This window comes from Alicyclobacillus fructus (assembly GCF_017329605.1).
GTDB lineage: Bacteria > Bacillota > Bacilli > Alicyclobacillales > Alicyclobacillaceae > Alicyclobacillus > Alicyclobacillus fructus.
On record NZ_JAFMTY010000015.1, the window covers coordinates 21,682 to 43,406 of the forward strand.

Below are 21,725 nucleotides of genomic sequence, written 5' to 3' on the forward strand. Positions count from 1 at the left end.
ATCTGGCTCGAAATCGAACCGTGTCAAAACTTTCGATTTTGAGAGGATGGAGAGCATGAGACGACGGAGCGCCTGGATGGTCACCACCCTGACGCTCAGTTTCGCCGCGCTTGGCCATGCCACGATCTTCGCGGCCGCAGAAAACCAGCCCGGCACGTACACGGTTCGCCAGGGCGACACGCTGTATCGCATTGCCGAGGCCAACCACCTTCCGCTCGCGGCCCTGGAGCTCGCGAATCCTCAGTTGTCCAATCCGAACGACATCACCGCGGGACAGACCGTTGCGCTGCCTACACCCTACACGGTCCAACCGGGAGACACGGTCTATCTCATCGCGAAGGCGCACCACCTCACGGTTTCAGCGATCCTGCAAGCCAACCCGAACATCCACCCCTTGGATCTCATCGTCGGCCAGACCCTGTATCTGCCCATTCCCGCAGCGAACAGCACCTCCGCGCCCACGAGCGCAAACGGTAGCGCCGCCCCAAGCGCGGGTCAGACCACGTCCACGCAGACCCAGGTGAACGGCGCACAGCTTCGCCAGGAGATTCTGACGTATGCGAAATCGTTGCTCGGCACGCCGTACTGCTGGGGCGGAGAATCGCCGCAGACGGGTTTTGATTGCTCCGGTTTTGTCGAGTACGTCTTCGGACACTTCGGAATCCAACTGCCGAGAGAGTCTCACGATCAGGCCACGGTCGGGACGCCCGTCAGCCTGTCGAACCTCCAGCCGGGCGATCTTCTCTTCTTCACCGACACCGACAGTTACGCTTCGCTGTACGCCAACCACGTGACGCACGTGGGCATTTACATGGGCAACGGGGCGATGATCGAGTCATCGTCCGCCAACAACGGCGAAGGCGTGGTCATCGTGCAAAATGTGTTTCAAAATCCGTACTATGTCGCCCATTACTACGGCGCGAGAGACGTGATCGGTTCCTGAAGAAACCTGGGAACACAGCGTGGCGGCCGGGGGCGGATCTCCCCCGGCCGTTTGCCGCGTTCAGCACCTGAAGCCGAAACCTTCAATTCGAGCCGAGGGCAAAGCCCCGCATGCGCTCCTCGATGGGTCCCGCCTGAGTCGCCCGGTACGCGCGCGCATGCACAAAGTACAAATAGACTTCCACCGGTGACCCCACCGCGTCTCGCACCGCGGCCGCATACGTCGCGACCTGCGGCTCGTACGCCCGCACCAGGCGGTCGAGCTCCGCCTCGTCTGTGACCTGATCCGTCTTATAGTCGATCACGGCGTATCCTTGGCTGTCCCGAATCAGGCAATCGATGACCCCCTGAATCACGACAGGCGCCTCCACGTCGCCCGAGCGCACATCCACGCGGTAGAAGAACGGTTGCTCCCGGTAGACCTCGTCGGCAGCGAGCACCCGCTGGCCCAAGGCGGAGGCGAAAAACGCGATCACGTCGTCGGGATGAAGCGCTGCCGCCATGCGCGCGTCGAGAAGCCCCTGCTCCACGAGGACCTGAGCGGCGCGTTGCACGTCCTCCCGGCGCGTGTAGTCCTTGAGGGGCGCTCGCTGCATGAACGTGTGGAACGCGACGCCCCGTTCGCGCGGCGAAGCCGCGCCTTCACGCACAAAGGCCGGATCGTCCAGGACCGCGCTCGCGTGGCGCCCTCTCGCCCGCAGCTCGCGCTCGGCGAACAGCCGCCGAATATCGGTCGCGGTGAGCTTGCTCGGCAGCGCCAAGCGGGCGCGTCGCTCCTCCGGTTCCACGCGCACGACGCGATACCCCCGGGCGGGGCCTTCCCACAGGCGCCGAAGTTCCTGTTCCAACGCGTCGGCAGAGGTAAGCCCCGCTTCGGACCGCGCGGGCCGCGGCGCTTCGCCAGACTTTTGTCCTTGCGGCCTGCCGTTCAGGTCCACGTCGAGTTCGAAACGGACACCGGGCACGTCGAACGCGGAAAGATGGACGGCGCCGAGGAGCTCGCGCAGCGCGGCGCCATCCGGGTGACGCAGGATGGCCGGCAGGATCCACGAGGCATACGTCTTTCCGCGAAAGAAGGCGAGAGGGTGAAGGCGCCCCTCTTCGTCATGGCTGTCCGCGGCGCGCGCGAGATCCGTCACCTTGCCGGCGTGGCCCACGAGCACGAGTCGCTCCTTCGCGCGCGTGAGCGCGACGTACAGCACTCGCGCCTCTTCGGCGCGCGAGGCTTCGAGATTGGCGTAGTCCACCGCGATGGATGGCACCGTCCGCCAATGCACGCCGGTTTGTGCGTCACACCGGGTCGCGCCGATGCCCAGCCGTCGATGCAGCGCAATGGGGCTTTGGTTGTGCGGGAACTCGCGCCCGAGGCTCAGCACGTACACGTGCGGAAACTCCAACCCTTTCGATCCGTGAATGGTCATCACCGCGACGCTGTTCGCGCCCGCCCCCTGCGCATGGCCGAGATCGACGTCGGCTTCCTCAAGCCGCCGCACCATCGTCAGAAACCGGTACAGGTCCCCAGCGTGCGGCGCGTGCGCCTGTGCCAAGCGAATGAGCTGTTCGAGATTCGCCGCACGCGCAGAACCGCGCGGCATCGCGCGCAGATACAGGTCGATCTCGCTGTCGCGCACGATGCGCCGCAGGAGTTCGGCGGGCGGAAGCTCCCGCGCCAGTTCGCGCCACTGCCTGAGCCGCTCGACAGCATGGCGCAGCGGAGCGTACAAGCCTTCGTCCTGCTGCGCGGCGTCCCGCACGGCATGCCATAAGGGTCCTTGCGGGCGAATGGTTCGCGCCGCGGCAAGGTCGCGATCGCCCAATCCCACAAAGGGCGATTTCAGAGCCGTGGCCAGCGCCAGGCTGTCGAGCGGGTTGTCCAAGGCGGCGAGCAGTTGGATGGCCCAACGCACCTCCATCGCCCGGAAGAAACCGCTCGACGAGCGCGCCACGGCCGGGATGCCTTTGGAGGCGAGGACCTGAACCACCGTGTTCAACTGTTCCCCGCCCGCGCGGAGCAGAATGGCCACATCCTGATACGCAAGCGGCCGATACGCCTTGGCGGCGCGATCGTACACCACATCGCCGCGCTCGATGGCCCGGGCGATCTCGTCCGCCACCCACATCGCCTCGATCTCAAGCTTCTGCCGCGCCACCTGCTCGTCCTCTTCATCGCGGGTACTGTCGGCGCGCTCCTCGCCGTCCTCGCTCTGCGCCTCCCCGCCCTCATCCGTGGCGCCCGAGAGAAACAGCTTGATCCGCACCGGATACGGCGCTCCCTCGTCGTCCGGATAGTCCGCCCCGGGCTTCATCTCGTGCCCATCCGCGTAGTCGAACCCCGCGACGTCCGCGTGAAACAATTGACCGAACAGATAATTCACGAAATGGACAATGCCGGATCGACTGCGGTAGTTGGCCGCAAGGTCGATGGCTTTTCCTCCCTCGTTGGCCGCGTACTTGCGATAGCGAGCCAAAAACAGCCCGGGCTCGGCCATGCGAAAGCCGTAAATGCTCTGTTTGACGTCGCCGACCAAGAACAACCCGCCTGGCGGCGCGACGGCGTCGACGATGGCGTCCTGGATGGGGCTCGTGTCCTGGTATTCGTCCACAAAGACGTACCGGTAGCGAGCATGAAGCGCCTCCCGCACGCCTTCTTGCTCGGTGAGAAGCGCATACGCCATGTGCTCCAAATCCGAAAACGACAGGCGATGCTCCTCGAGCCGGCGCGACTTGGCGCGAACGAGCGTTTCGCGGGCGACGCCTGTCAACACCTCGATGTGCGGCCGCATGGCGCGCACGTCCGCCTCAAGCGCCTCTCGCCCGCGCTTCAGCACCTTGCGCAGCACCTGGACAGCCTTGGTCGCCTCGTCTCTCCACACCTTGAAAGGCTGATAGTCATCGGACAACCTCGGCGAGGACCAGTGAATGAGCGCAGCCAGCGCGTCGGGATCGAGCGGGCCGTCGTTCGTCGAAAGGAGAGAGAGCGCCTCTTCGAGCTTCGAACAAATGGAGCGAACCGCAGCCGTCACCTTTTCCGGCGCCACCAAGCGCTCGAGTTCCGCCAACCCGTTCTTCATGCATGAGAGCGCGCGGGAGACCTGCGCGCTCGCGTAGCGCGCGAAGGCATCGGCGAACGGGCTCTCCCACAGGCGGTCCGCGTCATACCGTTGGGCGATGACCTGGAGCCATTCGTCGGGATGGACCTGGCTCAGGGCCATTTTGCACAGCTCGAGCACGGCATCGACGGCCTGCCGATGGCGATAGAGGCGCAGCCCCATGAGCGCGTCACCCAATTGTCTCCGCCGCACCGGATCCCGCGTCCACTCGTCCAAAACGGCCTCAGCCGCTTCCTGCATCAGGATGGCATCCTCCTCGCTGGACAGGACGCGAAAGCCAGGGGCGAGTTTCGCGTCCACGGCGTGATCGCCGAGCAGCGACAAACAGAAACTGTGAATGGTCGAGATCTGCGCGTCGTGAACGCGATCGGCCAATCGGCGGAAGCGGCGGGCTTGGTCGGCACGGCCTGAGCGCGCCCATTCGGCGGCGCGCTCGCGGAGCCTGCGCCCGATGCGCGCGCGCATCTCCGCCGCGGCCGCCTCCGTGAACGTCATCACGAGCAGCTGATCCATCCTGAGCTTTGGGTCTTCTTCGGCCAGCGAGGCGATTCGCTCCGCCAACACGGCTGTCTTGCCCGATCCGGCCCCCGCCGAGACCACGAGATTCACGCCGCGCTCAAAGATCGCGAGCCGCTGTTCGTCGGACCAGTTCATGCTCATGAAGACGCTCCCCCTCCCGCGATCACGTCATCAAAGCTGAGCTTGCGCAACGGGCGATAGAGATCGAAGTGATCCGCCCGTTCGAAGTGACACAGCGCGTTGTACGGGCAGTTGGTGCACCCGCTGTCCTCGTGGCTCAGGTGGTACGGCGACACGCGCACCTCGCCCTCGGCAATGGCCTGGGCGGCTTCTTTGGCGCGGCGCTGGACGTGATCGAGCACCACCTGCCACTCGTCCTCTCGCCAGGCCGTCGCTCTCTTCGCCCAATCGCCGCTTTGAACGAACTGCTGCTTATACAACACGGCTTTGCGACCTGGCGCGAGATCCTCGTTCACGCGCACGACGGCGCTCGGGTCGCGCAGAAAGTAGCCCTTCGCCTGATAGGCCGCCAGTTGCGAGGAAGCGTCGCTCACGGCGGGCGGGGCATCGAGCGCGTCCCACCTCACCGCGAGCGGCACATAGAAGACCCCGTACAGGCGCGCCGGGCCTCCTTCTGCCGCCTCGAGCTCGCGCATCGCCACCGAAGCGTAGATCAACAACTGCAACTGCAGCCCCTCGTAGACCTTGGACGGATGTAGGGAGGTCTCCGACGACTTGTAATCGTACACGCAGAGCGCCAGCTCGCCCTGCTGCAGCCGATCGACGCGATCGATCCGCCCGTCCATCACCACCCGGACGCCGTTCCACTCGCCGATTTCTGCGTCTCGAAACTCCCGCTCGAGCCAGAACGGGCGCATCTGGCCGCGATCAAGCTGCATCCAAAGAAAACGAACCACAAAGCCGAAATGGCGCCGCCGCTCATCTGCGTAAACGGCCACATCCGGCCGTGCCAGAACGGCCGCGAGTCGGGTCTCCACCGCGGCGTCCGCGAGCGCCTTCTCCGCGATATCCCGGAGCGCTCGATCCCGCATGGCGTCGTCGAGCGCGGCGAGGCCATCGTAGGCTTCCGCCAACCGCCGGGTGACCGCCTGGACCGCCGCATGAATCCAAGTCCCGGCCTCTCGCTCCGCCACAGGTTCGAGTTCCAGCGGGCGAAGCCCAAGGGCATAGCGGGCGAAGTGCTGGTACGGACAGCGCGCGTACGTCTCGAGGCGGCTCACGCTCACGCGGACGGGATCGCCGTAGAGTCGCCTCACCCAATCCGCCGGCAGCTTCCACGCTTGCGGCCGATGGCAGGCGCCCGCCAGGACGCGGAGGAATCTCTCCCGGTCCGCGTTTTCCCCGCCGAAGATGTAAGTCAGGATGTCCTGAACCACCGGATCCTTCGCCACGGCTTCGAGCGGCACGCCGGTGTGAACGCGGCTCAAGGCGTCCGCCAGAATCCGCATCGCTTGCGTGGGGTGAACCGGGATGCTGGCTTCTCCACGAACCTCGTCGATCCCGAGGTGACCGCGCTCCACCAGCGAGGCCAACATCGGCGTCAGGTGGCGCTCGATGCCGCCTTCGCTCGTCGCGCAAGTCACCACCAGCGCTTCGGACGCGCGCGTCATGACCCGGTAGGGCAGGCACTGAAGCGCGCGCTGTTCGTCTTCCGAGGTGCGGCCGAGCGGGCGGAGGAACACTTCGGCAAACGCCAGGCGCTCGTCGTCGCGCAGAATGCCGCTTCGCCCCACCCGCGGCGGCAGCGACGCGTCGTCGGCAGCCAGGACGAACACCCTGCGCCGGGACCAATTGTCCGCCCGCGCAAAGTCGCACACGAACACGCAGTCGGCGTCCCCTGGAATGCGGGTCAGGCTGACGCCTTCGAGCGCTTCGCGGACGAGATCGGCCACCTCACCGGAAGGCAGCTCGGCGTCCGGTTGAATGGAGGCGAGATCGTCAAGCAAGGCCGTCACCGCGCTCCACGCCTGCTCGTCGATCACGCCCGCCATCGGATCGCCGCCCACCTGGACCACCGATTGCGCCAGCGCGTCCTTGACGCCGAAGGCCTGCATGAGCTCCCAGAGCGTGCGCGCGGCGCGGGCAGGGCGGAGGGTGGGGCCGGAGAACGCCTCGAGGACGGGCCGAAGCGCGTTCACGAGGCCGCGCCTGATTTCCTCGGCCTCCGCATCCTGCATCCCGGACTGCGAACGCGGCGCGCGAGACGCGAACGTCCACGGCTCGTCGGACAGCCATGGCTCTGACCCAGTCACGCCGTGCTCGCGGATATAAAGATCGAAGGCCTCGCGCCGCTTCACGGGCACGAGCGGGCAGCGAATGAGCGCGGCGATCGCGTCGAGATCGAACCCGGTCCTCGCCGCGCCGACGGCTCCGCGGAGGAGTTGGCCGACGGGGTGGTCCGCCAGGGAAGTGAACAGGTCGATGGAGACAGGCACGCCGCGCAGTTCCAGTTCGCCGGCGAGCCGGCGGCCGAGATCGTCCAGCGTCGGCACGCAGACGGCAATATCGCGCGGCCGCACGCGCTCGTGATGCACGAGATGGGCGATCTCGTCCGCCACCGCGTTCAGTTCCTCGGCGCGATCGCCAAACCGCTGGATGCGCACGCCGCGGATCTCCGCTTCAGGCTCGTATCCGCATAGCGCCCGTTCGAAATGTGCGAGGGGCGTATGAGAGAAACGCCCCTCCCCGGCGCCGTCCGGCAGGCGGCAAAACGCCTGACGAAGCTCGGCCCGGGCGAAGTCGCGCGCGCACTCGAGCAGGTGATACGCCGCCACGGCCTGAAGTTCGCTGGGAAAGCGCTCCTCATAAGCGTCCAACCAAGCGGATAGATGCGGCCATGCGGCCGTCGAAGCCGCCGCTTCGAACAGCTCGCCCCATTCGCCGCCTTCAAGGCCGATCTCGTCCCACGTGATGACGAGGCGCTTCGCCTGGTGCGCGAGACTCGCGAGGAACGCTCGTTCCGCGGGCGTAAACGCGTGAAACCCGTCGACGTACAGAGTGGCTTGCTCGAGCCAGGTCACGTGCGGCGCGGCTTCGACCGCGTCGTGAAACAGCAGGGACGGATCCGCAAGCCCTGCTTCGTCGGCCAAGCGGCGATATCGCACGTACAGCTTCAGGACGTCGCCGAGCTTGCCCACAAGTGAGCTGTGAACCGCCCGCTGCCTTGCCTCGACTTCCGCGGACCGGGCCGCGGACATCTCCAGGAGAGCCGCGAGCTGCTCCGGAGACACGCGGTGCGCCGTGAGCTCGTCAAATGCGGAAAGAACGTGCTGATACAGAGCGCCGCTTCGCACGGCGCGACGCAGGGGGCCGAGTTCCGGCGCCAGTTGGTCGTACGCCGTGCGCAAGAGAAGCTGCCGTCCCACCTGCGTCAGCCGCGGCCTTGCCGTCCCGCCATGCGCACAGACGCGATCCGCCAGCCGCCTCAAGGTCACGACTTCCGCGCGAAACGCGGAGCGGACGCGCTCCATAAGCAGGGTCTCAGCCGCGAACGCCGTCGACTCTGGCACCACCCAGAAGATGGGCGCCCCGAGAGGGTTCGTCTCCACGGCGAGGCGCATCTCTTCCGCGATGCGGGCTGACTTGCCGCTCCCCGCGGGGCCAATCCACCATTCCACCTGGTAAGACATCGCCTTCATCCCTTCCGCCCTCGCTTGCCGAAATATCTCCACGCCGTGACGACTCGTGGGCGTCTGTCACCGTTCGCACATGCGGTACATATACCGTGGGTAAACGCACAATGTGAGGTGAGCACAGTGGTCGATCCCGTGTCTCTCCCGGCCAAACGCGTATCGGCAGTTCGCATCCTGGTCTCCTCAGGACTCGGCCTGCTGTTTGACGCGTTTGACGTGGGCATCCTGTCGTATGTGCTCGTGGTTCTCGCCAAGCAGTGGCACCTGACGCACACGGTGACCGGCCTCGTCGGAAGCGTGAGTTCGCTCGGCATGGCCGTGGGCTCCGCCCTGGCGGGCCTGTTTGCGGATCGGTTCGGACGGCGATCGTTGTTCTTGATCACCATCCTGATTTACAGCCTCGCGACGGGCCTGTCGGCGTTCGCGGCCGGCATCGGTATCTTCTTCGTTTTGCGCTTTTTCGTCGGTCTCGGCCTCGGTGGAGAACTTCCCGTGGCCACGACGTACGTGCTCGAATCTTCCCCAGACGAAGTTCGCGCTCGACGTGTCGTGTTCTTGGAGTCGTTCTGGGCCGTGGGATCGCTTGCCGCTGCGCTGGTCTCCTACTTCGTGATCCCGGCATCCGGCTGGCGCGTGGTCTTCCTCATCGGCGCGATCCCGGCGCTCTACACCCTCGTGCTGCGATTTGCGTTGCCCGAGGCGGCGCGCTACGCGCGGCTGAAGCGCCGGAGTACCTTTGGCGAATCCGTGCGCAACATCTGGTCGCGCAAACTGGGCCGCCGGTCGCTCGTGGCGTCGGTCGTCTGGTTTGTCATGAATTACAGCTATTATGGCATGTTCCTGTGGTTGCCGTCCGTCCTGTACGACAAAGGCTATTCTTTGGTGCACAGCCTGGGTTACTCGCTTATCATGACGCTTGCTCAAATTCCAGGATACATGACAGCCGCATGGCTTGTCGAACGATGGGGCCGCAAACGCACACTGGTCACCGCGATGATCCTGAGCGCGCTGTCGGCGCTCGCGTTCGGATTTGCCTGGAACACGGCGTCCCTCATCGTCTTCGGATTGCTGCTGTCCTTCTTCATGCTGGCGGCCTTCGCCGGCACCTACGCGTTTACCGTGGAGCAGTTCCCCACGATGTTTCGGGCGAGCGGCATGGGATGGGCGGCTGGTTTCGGGCGGTTCGGCAGCGCCATCGCGCCGTTTGCCACGGGGTGGCTGCTCGGAGCACACCTCGGGTACGAATGGGTGTTTGGCGTGTTTTTCGGCGTTCTGTTGGTCGGGTTTGTGATTGTGACAGCTTTAGGAGTCGAGACAAAGGGCACAGTGTTGGAGTAAGCGGATCACCCAGGGCGCTGAGGATCGCCTCAGCGCCCTGGATAGCTTCACAGGACTGTCCTCCCCAGAATCGAGGGCACGGTGAACCTCGAACGATCCGACCCAAGAGGACTCCACGGCTTCCCAAAGGGCTCAGGTTTGCATAGGTCAACGCACGCGAAAATCCACCAAATAATCGTAATCTCGTCTCGCCTGGACGAGTGTCTCCCACTCGATATCCACCCACTGAACATCCTCTTGATCGAAGCCGATATCGACCAGTAAAGTTCCATCGGGCGCGACGATTGCACTGCCACCTCGGTACCGATAGCGTGAGTTCGCGCCGACTCGGTTGCAATAAACGACATAGCTCTGATTTTCGATCGCCCGCGCCGCTACGAATACCTTGTGGATCCTTTCATAAGGTTCCATATTCGCTGCGTTCATCAAGAAAAGGCGGCAACCCGCAAAGGCCAACCTCCGCATAGGTTCAGGAAACTCGATATCGTAACAGGTTAACAAGCCCGTGGGCCAACCCAACAAGGAGAATGGCGTCATGCTGTCTCCGGGCTTGTACAACGCCTTTTCTTCGCCAAAAAGATGCGTCTTGTGATAGGTGTGCATGACTCGTCCGTCCCGATCGACCACTTGCGTAGCAATTCTAAGATATCCGTCCATCCCTTGCTCGGGATATGAAAACGCCACAGCCAATCGCTGTTGAACGGCGAGATCTCGCATACGCCTATGCATCGGACCGTCTGGCGGTTCAGCCAAACGGGTAAGTGCCTCTCCCGTGACAAAGCCCGTCAAGCAAAGCTCTGGGAGGAGCAGGACATCCGCCCGTGCACGACTCGCTGCGCGCATCGCTTGAGCCATTTGTTCTAGATTTCTTTCCACATCACCGTCAACGACAGCCAGCTGAGCTAAGGCGACTCTCAACACAGATGGCGTCGAATCCATGCGTTCCTTCATACGCTCACCCCATCCGGCGAGTCCAATGAAAGTTCGGGTGGCGCTTGCTGAAAACCTTTCGTCATGACCGCGAGGTAGATGAGACCCATGACCGTCCAGGCGGCACCCAGCCGTAAAGCGTCCTTATCGAGGTTGAGCAGCAGCCAGAAATCGAACGCAGCCCCGCACAGTGGGCAAAGGAGATGAATGAGCCAGTCGCGCAGGGTGCGCCTGCATTGACGCACGATATAGTGGGCGATGACGGATAGGTTGACAAGCGTAAAGGCTGAAAAGGCACCAAAGTTGATGAATGACGTCGACGTCTCCACGCTCATCCACAGCGCCATCATGGCAACCGCCCCAATCAGGAGGACATTCAAAATCGGCGTGCGATAACGCGGATGAAGATAGGCAAAAATCCGTTTTGGAAGTACAGCATCTCGACCCATCGCGTACAACAGACGCGCCGCGCTGGCCTGTGCAGATAGTCCAGAAGCAAATTGAGCCACAATGATTCCCGCAAGGAAAACCGCGCTGAACAACGTACCGCCGATAGCCCGAGCGATTTCGAACGCCGCGGCGTCCACCTGGTGAAAGGTGAGACTCGGATGCACCAATTGACCCACGTACGAGGCTGCAACAAAAATGACGCCTCCCACGAACGCCACGAGCAGGATCGCTTTCGGCAACGTGCGTTTGGGCTCGAGCGTCTCCTCAGTCAGCGTCGTGATGGCGTCGAAGCCGAGAAATGAGTAGCATGCGATGGACGCGCCCGCCAGAACTGCGGAAAACGAGCCGCTCCGTGCATAGAACGGACGAAGAGAAAACCATGACCTCCCACCGTGCGCCAGATGCACCAAGCTCAGTGCCAAGAACAAGACAATGACCAGTAACTGAAACATCATCATGAGCAGGTTGATATTCGCGCCTAGCTCAATACCAAACAGGTTGATTGTCGTGGTCACGACAATAAACGTGAGCACCCAGAGCCACACAGGCACATGAGGAAACGCTGCACTCAGGTACGACGCCCCGATGAGCCAAATCGCCATCGGGATGAACACGTAGTCCAGCAGGATGGCCCACCCGACCATGAATCCAATATGTGCATTCAGCGATCGGCGCGTATACGTGTACGAAGAACCGGATACGGGATAGGCTTTGACCATCTCCCCATAGCTCAAAGCCGTAAACATCATGGCGATCATGGCGACGAGATAGGAACTCGCGGCCAAACCCTTGCTTGTCTCGACAATGGTTCCGTAAATCGCAAACACCACCATGGGCGCCAGATATGCAAGCCCAAAGAACACGACCTGAGGCAATCTCAGGGTGCGACGCAGTGACGAAACCCGTTCCATACGGTCCCTCCTCAGAGAAATGACCACTCACCCAATTTTCAGAAATCACAAGAGCGCCTCGCGCGGACCGTGCTGCTTCAAGCATTCGCACGATCCGCCGCGAGCGCCTGCCGATCTTACAGTTCCGCCTCCGCCTCACGGACGGCTTGCGCGAGAATGTGGAGCCCTTTCTGCAATTCTTGGTCAGAAATGACCAGTGGTGACAACAAGCGAATGACGTTGTTGTAAATGCCCGCCTTCACGGTGATGAGCCCCTGTGCAAGACACTTTTTGCTAATGAGCGCTACCGCTTCCGGATACGGCTCTTTCGTCTTCCGGTCTTTTACGAACTCCATGGCGACCATAGCGCCCAATCCTCGCACATCGCCAATGATGGGATGGCGTGACTGCAGCTCGCGCAGAAATTGCATACTCTGTTCCCCGATGTACCGTGCGCGCTCCGGAAGTCGCTCTCTCTCCATGATTTCGATGACCTTCAGTGCAGCCGCGCAAGCCAGCGGATTGCCCCCATAGGTTCCCCCGAGGCCACCCGGCTGTGGCGCATCCATCACTTCTGTTTTCCCGACCACTGCCGAAATGGGCAACCCGCCACCCATCGACTTCGCCATCACCACCATGTCCGGATCGAGATCGGGTGTATATTCCGCGGCGAACATCCGGCCTGTGCGGCCAAATCCAGTCTGTACTTCGTCCACAATCAACAACATTCCGTGTTCACGACACACATCCCGCAGACGTGGCAGAAAGTCCGCAGGAGGAACAATGAACCCGCCCTCGCCTTGCACAGGCTCGACGATCACGGCCGCAACCTGCTTGGGATCCACGTAGGTCTCAAACGCTTGGCGAAGGAATCCAATGACCTGTTGTGTCAGATCCCCATCACCAAACGGATGCCGGTACGGATTTGGATAGGGCATGCGATACACTTCCGGAACAAACGGGCCAAAGCCGACCTTGTACGGATCAACCTTGCTCGTCAACGACATGCCGAGCATCGTGCGGCCGTGAAAGCCGCCTTCGAACGCGATGACAGCAGCGCGCCCCGTATACCTTCGCGCAATCTTCACGGCGTTTTCCACCGCTTCCGCGCCGCTGTTCAATAGCACAGCCTTTTTGTCCCCCGAGACAGGCGCAATGCGACACAATGCTTCCGCAAGCGCAAGGTACGGCTCATTGAGCGCGACATGGACGCAGGTGTGAAATAGTTTTTCAGCCTGCGCCTTGACGGCCGCCACGACCTCTGGATGACCGTGGCCGACATTCATCACGCCAATTCCGCCTGCGAAGTCGAGATATTCTTTACCATCCTCGTCCCACATTCTGGAGCCTTCAGCGCGAACGATGACGACCGGATTTTGATTCGACACACCGCGCGCTACAAATCGCTCACGCCGTTCAAGCGAACTCGAACGTGCGCCCGACATGGAAACGTCCATGCGATACGCCCCCTAGCCGTTGAAGGATCAAATCGTCTTCGATCCATCGGTAGCAAGCAAACGGTATGCCAAGCTGAGCCAGTGTCCTGGGCGCCTGGAGTGAGCCAAATTCTACGACGTACACGAAGCATCTTTACGAACGCTCTGATTCCTGCTTGAATCGAAATGATTCGATTTTGTATCGCGCGAATCCTATGAACGGCGAAGGAGGACTCGATGTGCAAGCGTGGTTTTGGGTGCAACAGCTCACGACTCCTATCCTCGTGTTTCGACGTGAAGGCGGCCTTTTGCACTGGAATCGCGCGGCAGACGATGCATGGCCGTTTCTCAAGACCGGCCTGGCGTGGGACGATTTCCGTTCTGCCCTGACAAGTAGCTGGATTGCGCACATCCACGAAGAATCAGATGACGGCTCCTTTCTGGTAGAATGCCACCCGGATCTCACCGAGCCATTGGTAGAACGCTTGCGAGAGATGAGAGAAGCCTACTTGGAACTGGAACTGATCTTCTCCGAGGCCTTTGATGAACTGTTTGTCACGGACGGAAATGGCATCACGTTGCGCGTCAATCGAGCCGCGGAACGCCTGTACGGGCTTCGTCGAGAGGACTTGATAGGCCGATCGGTCTTCGATCTGGAAAGAGAAGGGGTGTTTTATCCCTCGGTAACCGGACTGGCCTTGAAACTGAGACGCCAGGTAACCGTGTTACAGACGACCTCAGACGGCAAACAGCTCTTGACGACCGCAAACCCAGTATTTGATGAACGCGGAGACATTCGTCTCGTCATTTCGACTGCTAAAGAAATATCTGACGCACTCCGATCTGAGGTCCTCCATTTGGAGACGTACACGGACGCAACCGAGACCGGCGATGAGCAGTTCAACATGGTCACGCGCAGCCCGAAGATGCAACAGGTCCTGCACCTAGCCAAACGACTTGCCGCTGTGGACATCCCTTGTCTTCTTTTGGGCGAAACCGGAGTCGGCAAGAGCACCTTGGCCGAATGGATTCACCGAATGAGTCCGCGCCAACGTGGCCCATTTGTTGAAGTGAACTGTGCCGCGCTACCCGAATCGCTTCTTGAAAGCGAGCTCTTTGGGTACGAAAGCGGCGCATTCACTGGAGCGCTGAAATCAGGAAAACCAGGCAAAGTCGAACTGGCCCATGAGGGTACCTTGTTCTTGGATGAAATCGCCGAGGTGCCACTCCACCTGCAAGGAAAGCTACTGGATTTTGTGGAACGGCGCGTGGTCACGAGAATCGGTGGAACGCGTCCGCACAAAGTCGATGCACGTATGATCGCCGCTACAAACCGGGATTTGAAGCAGATGGTGAGGAATGGACGATTTCGCGCGGATCTTTATTATCGCCTGAATGGCGTCACCATCGAGCTCCCGCCGTTACGCGAACGAAAGGAAGACATCCCTTATTTGGTAACGATGATGCTTCCACGCATATTCGAAGAGTTCTCTATGAAACCGAAGCGCGTTCATCCTGACGTGATTCGACGGCTGGAAGCGTACCATTGGCCGGGCAACGTCCGCGAATTCGAACATGTTTTACGCCGACTTGTGCTTTTGTCGAACCACGATTTCATTGTCCCATCCGACCTGAAGGAAGAATGGCTTGACGAGGAACCGGCGGCCGTTTCAAGTGGTTCATTTGAGCCGCCACTTGCAAAACTCGAACGTGTGGAACGAGAGATCTATGCGGACGCCGTACGCACGTACAGGACTACGTACGAAATCGCAGAAGCGCTTGGCGTGAGTCAAGCCACGGTCGTGAGGAAGCTGAAGAAGTATGGACTTCGAGTCCAAGGTTTACGGTGAAAGCAACGTTCAAAAAAAGATCAAGCGGTCTGGCGCACTGCAACCGGCCGACAGCCGTAAGACGGCAATGCGCTCAGAACCGCTTGGACTGATATACCATGGCTGCGAACATCACAACGACGAAACTCACGCCGTCTTCCGGCGCAACACCCAGTCGCAGTAGTCGCGCAACACGGCTTCCATGCCCGCCATGGTGGTCTGCTGATTGATGAGCGTCCGCACCTCCGCTGCACCGGGCAATCCCTTCACATACCAAGCCGCGTGTTTGCGCATCTCCCTGACGCCGATGTCTTCACCTTTGAATTCCACCAACATCCGCATGTGGCGCAGCGTCACTTCGAGGCGCTCCTCCACCGATGGCGGCGGAAGAAGTTCCCCCGTGTCGAGATAGTGCGCAATCTCCCGGAAGATCCATGGATTCCCGAGCGCCGCCCGGCCAACCATGACCGCGTCACACCCGGTCTCCTCCATGAGTCGCTTGGCAGATTGGGGATCCACCACATCCCCATTGCCAATCACCGGAATTCGCACTGCCTCCTTCACGCGGCGGATGATGTCCCAATCGGCCTTGCCACTGTACATTTGCTTGGCCGTGCGGCCGTGAACCGCCACGGCCTGCGCGCCCGCTTCTTGGACGGCGAGCGCCACCTCGACCGCATTGACGTGATCGTCGTCCCATCCCTTGCGGAACTTCACCGTGACCGGCTTGTTGACACGACTCACGACGGCTCTGACGATCTTCGCCGCGTAATTCGGATCGCGCGCCAGCGCTGCACCGCTTCCGGTCTTGCAGATCTTCAACACCGGGCAGCCCATGTTGATATCGATGAGATCGGCGTTCGTCTCGCCGACCATCTCCGCGGCCTGCTCCATGGACGCAAGATCGTACCCGACGAGCTGCAGGCTCACGGGATGCTCGTCCGGCAAAATGGTCGTCATCTTTCTGGATTTTTCGTTTCCGCTCACAAGCCCCTTGTCACTGACCATTTCCGCGCAGACCATGCCCGCGCCAAGCTCCTTGGCGAGCCGCCGAAACGGAGGATTGCAAACGCCCGCCATCGGCGCGAGGATGACAGGGTTGTCCAGCGTCACGCCCGCGATGGTGACTTTCACGCGAACCTCTCTCCTTCGACCGATCCCGATTGCATGTCCGATATTATAAAGCGAGCCGCGGCTGAGGTTCAACCGCGGTACCCCGCCATGCGCGCCGTCAGGACGAGATCGAACAGCCACCAGATGCCGACCGAAAAGAGCAGGATATGGCCGATCACGGTCGACGCCACGAGTCCGCCCACCACGGTGCACGCGGCCATCAGAAGTCCCGTGCCGACGTGGCCGAGATACACGCGATGCACGCCGAGGTAACCCAGGAAAAACCACAACACATACGCGAGCGCCACGCTTCTGCGCATGCCCGTACCCCCCATAACCCGACGTACTAGAGGTTATGAGGCGTCCGCTTGTCAACTTGCCGATGGATCCTGAACGGTCTCACGATTGGCCCAGCTGAGCAGGCGCACGGTCTCGCGGTACATCAGGCTCTTGCGCGGCGCCCCGAAGACGACGCTCACCAGCACATGGCCGTCTGACGGGCGCCTGACGGCGGTCGCCAGACAGTACATGGCGCGGGACGTGAAACCCGTCTTCCCGCCGATGAACTCCCCAATTGAAGCCGGCGGACTGTACAACAGGCGATTCCCGTTTCGGATGACTCTGCCCGCGATGGTCGCCTGAGGCGTCTGCATCGCGCGCACGATGCGCGGATACGTGATGGCTTTGGCGGTGATGAGCGCGATGTCCTTTGCGGACGTGGCGTGAGCTTCGGCGTGCAGACCGTTCGGCGTCACGAACTGGGTGTGGGTGCAACCGATGATGCGCGCTTCCACGTTCATCATGCGCGCGAAGCCTTCCTGCGATCCGCCCACCGTCTCCGCGATGCCGTATGCGACGTCGTTCGCGCTCTTCATGATGAGCGCGAGCAAGGCCTCCTCGGCCGTGAGCTCTGTTCCCGGCCGAAGTCCCAGGCGCACGCGCGGCTGCCGACTCGCTGCCTCGCTGATGTAGACCGGATCGTCCGGTCGGAGGTGTTGCACGAGGAGAATGGCCGTCATGAGTTTGGTCGTGCTGGCTGGGTACATGGGTTCGTCCCCGCGCTTGTCATACAGGACCTTTCGATCCGTGGCGTCGTACACGACCGCCGCCTTTGCGTTCACCGCGGGCGGACGCAAGGTCTCCGCTCCGGCGCGCGGAGCAAGGCCAGCGACGAGCGCCCATGCACAGGCGATCGCGGCGACAAGCGCGCGCCACCACACGCGGTTCCGTCGATCAGAAAACAAAACGACCACCTCTCTCGCGTGTCGTCGCGGATTAAGGTGGACGTTTTCAGCCGGTTCTATGCCCCTCGTCGCCTTCCGACCAAGCCTTCGACAGCGGCGCCATCCCGGTCAGGCCGACTGGCTCATCGGCTTCGGCCGCACTTGAACGCGGTGTGCCACGGCCGGATCGAGCGATAGCGTCTGCCCGCGCACGGTCACCGTGACCCCCGCCGCATACGGCTCCGGTTCGTTGACCTGCACCGTCTCTCCAGGAACCAAGCCGGTTCGGTGGAAGAAGCGAAGCAGGTCGAGATCCTCTTCGGCCACTTCCACGATGCGAATGACCTCGAGCGGCGTATTGGGCGGCGCCTCGTCAAGCCCCACACCTTTGGGCACCGAATGGCCGTTCCCTGGAATCACGTTTCCGTGGGGACAGGTGGCCGGGTGGTGCAGCATTTCGTTCAGCTTCTGTTCCACAAGCGGAGAGACGCTGCCCTCCAGTCTCGCCGCTTCGACGTGGGCGTCCGCCCAGTCGAGGCCCAACACGTCCGTCAGCCAGCGCTCGAGCAACCGATGTTTCCGGATGATGGCTTCCGCGCGCTTCCTGCCTTCCTCCGTGAGCACCAGTTCGCGCGTGTCGCTCACCTCAACATAGCCTTGCCCGACCAGGCGCTGCAGGGTCTGTGAAACCGTAGGCCGCGAAACGCCGAGGTAATCAGCCACTCGCGAGGACAGGACCTGTTCGCCTTCCGAGTGAAGCACGTAGATGGCCTCGAGATAGGTGTCGAGTGCACTTCCGCTCACGGCGATCCCCCCTTGTCCGCAACCCACCGAAAGGCTCCCCATGTATCGCCGTTCAGGCTCAACACAAACTCGTCTCCCGGCCGCACCGGACCTACGCCGCTCGGCGTCCCGGTGAACAGGATGTCGCCAGCGCCCAAACCGTAAACCTCCAGGCAGTGGCGAATGAGATCCGCGAACGAAAACACCATGTCGGACGGCACGCCGCGCTGAACCACCTGACCGTTCTTCTCGAGCGCAAAACGCGCGGTCTCCACGTCGTCGAATGCGTCAAACCGGTACAGAGCCGTCACGATGGCCGAATCGCGGAAGCTTTTCGCGGCCTCCCAAGGGTATCCCTTCTGTTTGAGCGTGGACTGGAGTTCGCGATCCGTGAGGTCGATGCCGAGCGCAACCGCCCCCACCGCGTCCGTGGGCCGGTCCCAGGACGGCGTCTCCTTGAACCACAGCACCACCTCAAGCTCGTGGTGCACGTCCGACCTGCCAGCCGGGTACCTGACCTCACCTGCCGCGGGGACGAGCGCGTGCGTGAACTTGCCGAAGATCATCGGAGAATCGGGCACCTGATTGCCCAGTTCGGAAGCGTGATCGCGAAAATTGCGTCCCACACAGAAGATGTTGCGAACTTGCGGAATCCAAGCGTCAGCCTCTTGGTATTTCGAAAACCCCATCGCGCCGCCCAACCTCCGATCCTTAGTTGCACTTAGCATACCACACTCCTATGGGCGGGGCACGCCAGGGCACAGCATGGGCCGCGAGAAGGTGTCCCATCGGGCGCCATGCCGCTTCTTCACAGGAAACGGGCGGCGGTATCCGCGTCCCGCCGCCCGCGCGCAAGTGCCTCTTGGCGCTCGGTGTTCGTCAGTTGGTCTTCGGATCGCAGTACTGGTTGAACAGCGCGACGAGCTTCTCCGCAACGCGCTCCGGCGTCGATCCCTCGATGTCGCTGCGGTGAAGCACGCCGACCAATTCGCCGTCTTTGAACAGGAAGAAGGACGGCGAGGACGGCGGCTGGCCCACGAAGTACTCGCGAGCGCGCGCTGTCGCCTCCTTGTCCTGCCCCGCGAACACCGTCACCAGGCGATCCGGCCGGCGGTCGTTCTGAAGCGCCATGGCGACGGCCGGGCGCGCGATCCCGCCCGCGCAACCGCAGACCGAATTCACCACGACAAACGTCGTGCCGGCCTTTTCAGCCATCACGGCGTCCACTTCTTCCGGCGTGCGCAGTTCCTGAAAGCCGATGCTCGTCAGCTCGTCGCGCATCGGTTGGATCATCATCTGGTAAAAGTCGAGCTCGAGGCTCACTCGCCCCACCTCCTGAATGGTGCAAATCCAAACCTTATTATACTCTTTCCACATCGCCAATGACAGTTTTGCAAATCTGACGCCGCAGGCGAAAGAGGTGGCCGGTGCCGGTTTGCAACCCCGAAACGCCCTTGGGTATAACAAGGGAGGTACGACGAATTCGAACGACAGACAGGCATGAGGAATGGGGACTTGGCCGTGAACGATCGCTTTCTCCGCGCCTGCCGGCGCGAACCGGTGGATCGAGTGCCCGTCTGGTTCATGCGCCAGGCGGGCCGATACGATCCCGACTACCGCAAGATCCGCGAGACGTACACGCTGCTCGACATCTGCCGGCATCCGGAACTCTGCGCGCGCGTGACGCGCATGCCCGTCGACAAGCTCGACGTCGACGCCGCGATTCTGTTTTCGGACATCATGGTGCCCGTTGGCGCGATGGGCATGGCGTTTTCGCTCCAGGAGAACGTGGGCCCCGTGATGGAACATCCCATCCGCTCGGACGACGACGTCTTGCGCCTGCACGCGTTCCATCCCGAAGAAGCGCTCCCCTACGTGATGGAGACCATCCGGCATCTCGCCGCCAGCCTGCCGGTGCCGCTTATCGGATTCGCCGGCGGACCGTTCACCCTCGCGAGCTACATGATCGAAGGTGGGCCTTCGCGCGATTACGTGCGCACCAAGACCATGATGTGGGCGCGCCCGGACCTTTGGCGCGCGCTCATGGACAAGCTCGCCGAAGCCATGTCCGGCTACCTCCGCGCGCAGATTCAGGCCGGCGCGAGCGCCGTGCAGATCTTCGACTCTTGGGTCGGCAGTCTCTCCGTCCACGCATTCCGCGCGCACGTGAAGCCGTATATCGAACGCATCCTGGCTCAACTCGCCGATCTCGGCGCCCCCGTCATCTACTTCGGCGTTCACACCGGTGAGCTCCTCGCCGACTTCGCGGAAGCAGGCGCGACCGTCGTCGGCGTCGACTGGCGTACGCCGCTCGATCTCGCCCGCGAGCGGGTTGGAGACTCGGTGGCTCTCCAGGGCAACCTGGATCCAGTGAGCCTGTTCGCCCCACCTGAGGCTCTGAAGCAGGAGGTCGAAACCGTGCTGCGCCTCGGCACCCATCGCCCCGGCTACATCTTCAATCTCGGCCACGGCGTCAAACCCACCACCGATATCGCCCAACTTCAGCGCGTCGTGGAATGGGTGCACGCATTCGACGCCCGGCCACGCGATGGGCAGGCCGAGCGCGCAGCGAAGGAGGGACTCGCATGACGACGCTGGGCGTCCTCATGATGGCATACGGCACACCACGCAGCTTGGATGAAGTGGAAGCCTACTACACCGATATCCGGCGCGGCCGCAAACCGTCGCCTGAGCAATTGGCCGATCTCGTCCGGCGCTACCAGGCCATCGGCGGCGTGTCTCCGCTCCGGGAGATCACAGAGCGCCAGGCGGAAGGCGTCGGGCGCATCCTGAATGCTTCAGGCACCGCCACGTACCGCGTCTACTTGGGCATGAAGCACACCGAGCCCCGCATCCATGAGGCGGTGAAGGCGATGCGCCGAGACGGGATCGAGCGCGCCATCGCGCTCGTGCTCGCACCGCACTACTCGGCGATGAGCGTCGAGACGTACCACGAGCAGGCGCGCGCCGCCGCCAGGGACGGGGGGCCGACGTTGCATTGTGTGAACGAATGGCATCTGGAACCGCGCTTCCTGGACGTGCTCGCGGCGCGCGTGGACGAGGCGATCCGATCCTGTGAACACCCCGATGAAGCGATGGTGATCTTCACGGCCCACTCGCTGCCCGCCCGCATCCTGGAGATGGGCGATCCCTACGTCGACCAGTTGCGCGCATCCGGCGACGCGATCGCCAAACGCCTCCACCTCAAACACTACACCTTTGGCTGGCAGAGCGCCGGGCGCACAGCGGAGCCCTGGCTCGGTCCCGACGTGCTCGAGCTGCTCGAGTCCCTGGCCAAGGAAGGATATCGCGAAGTGGTCGTGTGCTCGCAAGGCTTCGTCGCCGATCACCTCGAGGTCCTCTATGACATCGACATCGAAGCCAGACAGCGCGCGGAGGAACTCGGGATGAGACTGGTTCGCACGCGCCAGATGAACGACGATCCCGACTTTCTGCGCGCGGTCGCGGACGTGATCGAGCGCGCCAAACGAGACGCAGGGTGGTGATTG

16 protein-coding genes are annotated in these 21,725 nt (G+C 62.3%); 5 read left to right on the plus strand and 11 right to left on the minus strand.

Annotated features, from left to right (window positions below; genetic code table 11):
• Window positions 1-55: 55 nt before the first annotated feature.
• The gene (locus J3481_RS08975; RefSeq protein WP_206831702.1) at window positions 56-943 is read left to right on the plus strand and encodes a C40 family peptidase; all 888 of its coding nucleotides are present in this window, start codon (window positions 56-58) and stop codon (window positions 941-943) included.
• A gap of 82 nt (window positions 944-1,025) precedes the next feature.
• Here J3481_RS08975 and addA read toward each other — a convergent pair whose 3' ends face one another.
• Window positions 1,026-4,712, minus strand: a complete 3,687-nt coding sequence (addA, locus tag J3481_RS08980; protein ID WP_206831703.1) for a helicase-exonuclease AddAB subunit AddA — start codon at window positions 4,710-4,712, stop codon at window positions 1,026-1,028.
• Window positions 4,709-8,221, minus strand: coding sequence for a PD-(D/E)XK nuclease family protein (locus J3481_RS08985; protein ID WP_206831704.1), 3,513 nt, complete (start codon window positions 8,219-8,221; stop codon window positions 4,709-4,711). The genes addA and J3481_RS08985 overlap by 4 nt, the downstream gene beginning before the upstream one ends.
• Window positions 8,222-8,347: 126 nt before the next feature.
• Here J3481_RS08985 and J3481_RS08990 point away from each other — a divergent pair, with 126 nt between their 5' ends.
• Window positions 8,348-9,562 (plus strand): MFS transporter, encoded by a 1,215-nt coding sequence (locus J3481_RS08990; protein WP_206831705.1) that lies wholly within the window; start codon window positions 8,348-8,350, stop codon window positions 9,560-9,562.
• A 147-nt stretch (window positions 9,563-9,709) separates the two neighbouring features.
• Here the strand turns inward: J3481_RS08990 and J3481_RS08995 are convergent, their stop codons facing one another.
• From J3481_RS08995 to gabT, 3 genes are all read right to left on the minus strand, one after another.
• Window positions 9,710-10,513, minus strand: coding sequence for a carbon-nitrogen hydrolase family protein (locus J3481_RS08995; RefSeq protein WP_206831706.1), 804 nt, complete (start codon window positions 10,511-10,513; stop codon window positions 9,710-9,712).
• Entirely contained in the window at window positions 10,510-11,853 is a 1,344-nt protein-coding gene (locus tag J3481_RS09000) for an APC family permease (protein ID WP_206831707.1), read from the minus strand. Before J3481_RS09000 ends, J3481_RS08995 begins: the two co-directional genes overlap by 4 nt.
• Window positions 11,854-11,969: 116 nt before the next feature.
• The gene (gabT, locus tag J3481_RS09005; protein ID WP_206831708.1) at window positions 11,970-13,289 is read right to left on the minus strand and encodes a 4-aminobutyrate--2-oxoglutarate transaminase; all 1,320 of its coding nucleotides are present in this window, start codon (window positions 13,287-13,289) and stop codon (window positions 11,970-11,972) included.
• 218 nt (window positions 13,290-13,507) lie between these two features.
• Here gabT and J3481_RS09010 point away from each other — a divergent pair, with 218 nt between their 5' ends.
• The gene (locus J3481_RS09010; RefSeq protein WP_206831709.1) at window positions 13,508-15,118 is read left to right on the plus strand and encodes a sigma-54 interaction domain-containing protein; all 1,611 of its coding nucleotides are present in this window, start codon (window positions 13,508-13,510) and stop codon (window positions 15,116-15,118) included.
• Between the two features lie 126 nt (window positions 15,119-15,244).
• On the opposite strand, the gene dusB is transcribed toward J3481_RS09010, so the two are convergent.
• The 6 genes from dusB to J3481_RS09040 form a co-directional block, all read right to left on the minus strand.
• A complete protein-coding gene (dusB, locus tag J3481_RS09015; protein ID WP_206831710.1) occupies window positions 15,245-16,231 on the minus strand; it encodes a tRNA dihydrouridine synthase DusB in 987 nt (328 codons plus the stop codon).
• Between the two features lie 68 nt (window positions 16,232-16,299).
• A complete protein-coding gene (locus tag J3481_RS09020; RefSeq protein ID WP_206831711.1) occupies window positions 16,300-16,530 on the minus strand; it encodes a TM2 domain-containing protein in 231 nt (76 codons plus the stop codon).
• 51 nt (window positions 16,531-16,581) lie between these two features.
• Window positions 16,582-17,463 (minus strand): D-alanyl-D-alanine carboxypeptidase family protein, encoded by an 882-nt coding sequence (locus tag J3481_RS09025; RefSeq protein WP_328702084.1) that lies wholly within the window; start codon window positions 17,461-17,463, stop codon window positions 16,582-16,584.
• Window positions 17,464-17,562: 99 nt separating this feature from the next.
• The gene (locus J3481_RS09030; RefSeq protein ID WP_206831713.1) at window positions 17,563-18,237 is read right to left on the minus strand and encodes a metal-dependent transcriptional regulator; all 675 of its coding nucleotides are present in this window, start codon (window positions 18,235-18,237) and stop codon (window positions 17,563-17,565) included.
• Complete coding sequence (locus tag J3481_RS09035; RefSeq protein WP_206831714.1) at window positions 18,234-18,905, minus strand: fumarylacetoacetate hydrolase family protein; 672 nt, start codon at window positions 18,903-18,905, stop codon at window positions 18,234-18,236. Before J3481_RS09035 ends, J3481_RS09030 begins: the two co-directional genes overlap by 4 nt.
• 190 nt (window positions 18,906-19,095) lie before the next feature.
• Window positions 19,096-19,512 (minus strand): BrxA/BrxB family bacilliredoxin, encoded by a 417-nt coding sequence (locus J3481_RS09040; RefSeq protein ID WP_236011478.1) that lies wholly within the window; start codon window positions 19,510-19,512, stop codon window positions 19,096-19,098.
• Window positions 19,513-19,716: 204 nt separating this feature from the next.
• Between J3481_RS09040 and hemE the strand changes: the two genes are divergently transcribed.
• Together hemE and hemH are read left to right on the plus strand one after the other, a co-directional pair.
• Entirely contained in the window at window positions 19,717-20,805 is a 1,089-nt protein-coding gene (hemE, locus tag J3481_RS09045) for a uroporphyrinogen decarboxylase (RefSeq protein WP_206831716.1), read from the plus strand.
• A complete protein-coding gene (hemH, locus tag J3481_RS09050) occupies window positions 20,802-21,722 on the plus strand; it encodes a ferrochelatase (protein WP_206831717.1) in 921 nt (306 codons plus the stop codon). Before hemE ends, hemH begins: the two co-directional genes overlap by 4 nt.
• Window positions 21,723-21,725: the final 3 nt, after the last annotated feature.

What these genes read in the sequence shown, in the direction of transcription:
- J3481_RS08975 (WP_206831702.1), top strand. Translation starts at nt 56, where the DNA reads ATGAGACGACGGAGCGCCTGGATGGTCACCACCCTGACGCTCAGTTTC.
- addA (WP_206831703.1), bottom strand. Translation starts at nt 4,712, where the DNA reads ATGAGCATGAACTGGTCCGACGAACAGCGGCTCGCGATCTTTGAGCGC.
- J3481_RS08985 (WP_206831704.1), bottom strand. Translation starts at nt 8,221, where the DNA reads ATGTCTTACCAGGTGGAATGGTGGATTGGCCCCGCGGGGAGCGGCAAG.
- J3481_RS08995 (WP_206831706.1), bottom strand. Translation starts at nt 10,513, where the DNA reads ATGAAGGAACGCATGGATTCGACGCCATCTGTGTTGAGAGTCGCCTTA.
- J3481_RS09000 (WP_206831707.1), bottom strand. Translation starts at nt 11,853, where the DNA reads ATGGAACGGGTTTCGTCACTGCGTCGCACCCTGAGATTGCCTCAGGTC.
- gabT (WP_206831708.1), bottom strand. Translation starts at nt 13,289, where the DNA reads ATGGACGTTTCCATGTCGGGCGCACGTTCGAGTTCGCTTGAACGGCGT.
- J3481_RS09020 (WP_206831711.1), bottom strand. Translation starts at nt 16,530, where the DNA reads ATGCGCAGAAGCGTGGCGCTCGCGTATGTGTTGTGGTTTTTCCTGGGT.
- J3481_RS09035 (WP_206831714.1), bottom strand. Translation starts at nt 18,905, where the DNA reads ATGGGGTTTTCGAAATACCAAGAGGCTGACGCTTGGATTCCGCAAGTT.
- J3481_RS09040 (WP_236011478.1), bottom strand. Translation starts at nt 19,512, where the DNA reads ATGATGATCCAACCGATGCGCGACGAGCTGACGAGCATCGGCTTTCAG.
- hemE (WP_206831716.1), top strand. Translation starts at nt 19,717, where the DNA reads ATGAGGAATGGGGACTTGGCCGTGAACGATCGCTTTCTCCGCGCCTGC.
- hemH (WP_206831717.1), top strand. Translation starts at nt 20,802, where the DNA reads ATGACGACGCTGGGCGTCCTCATGATGGCATACGGCACACCACGCAGC.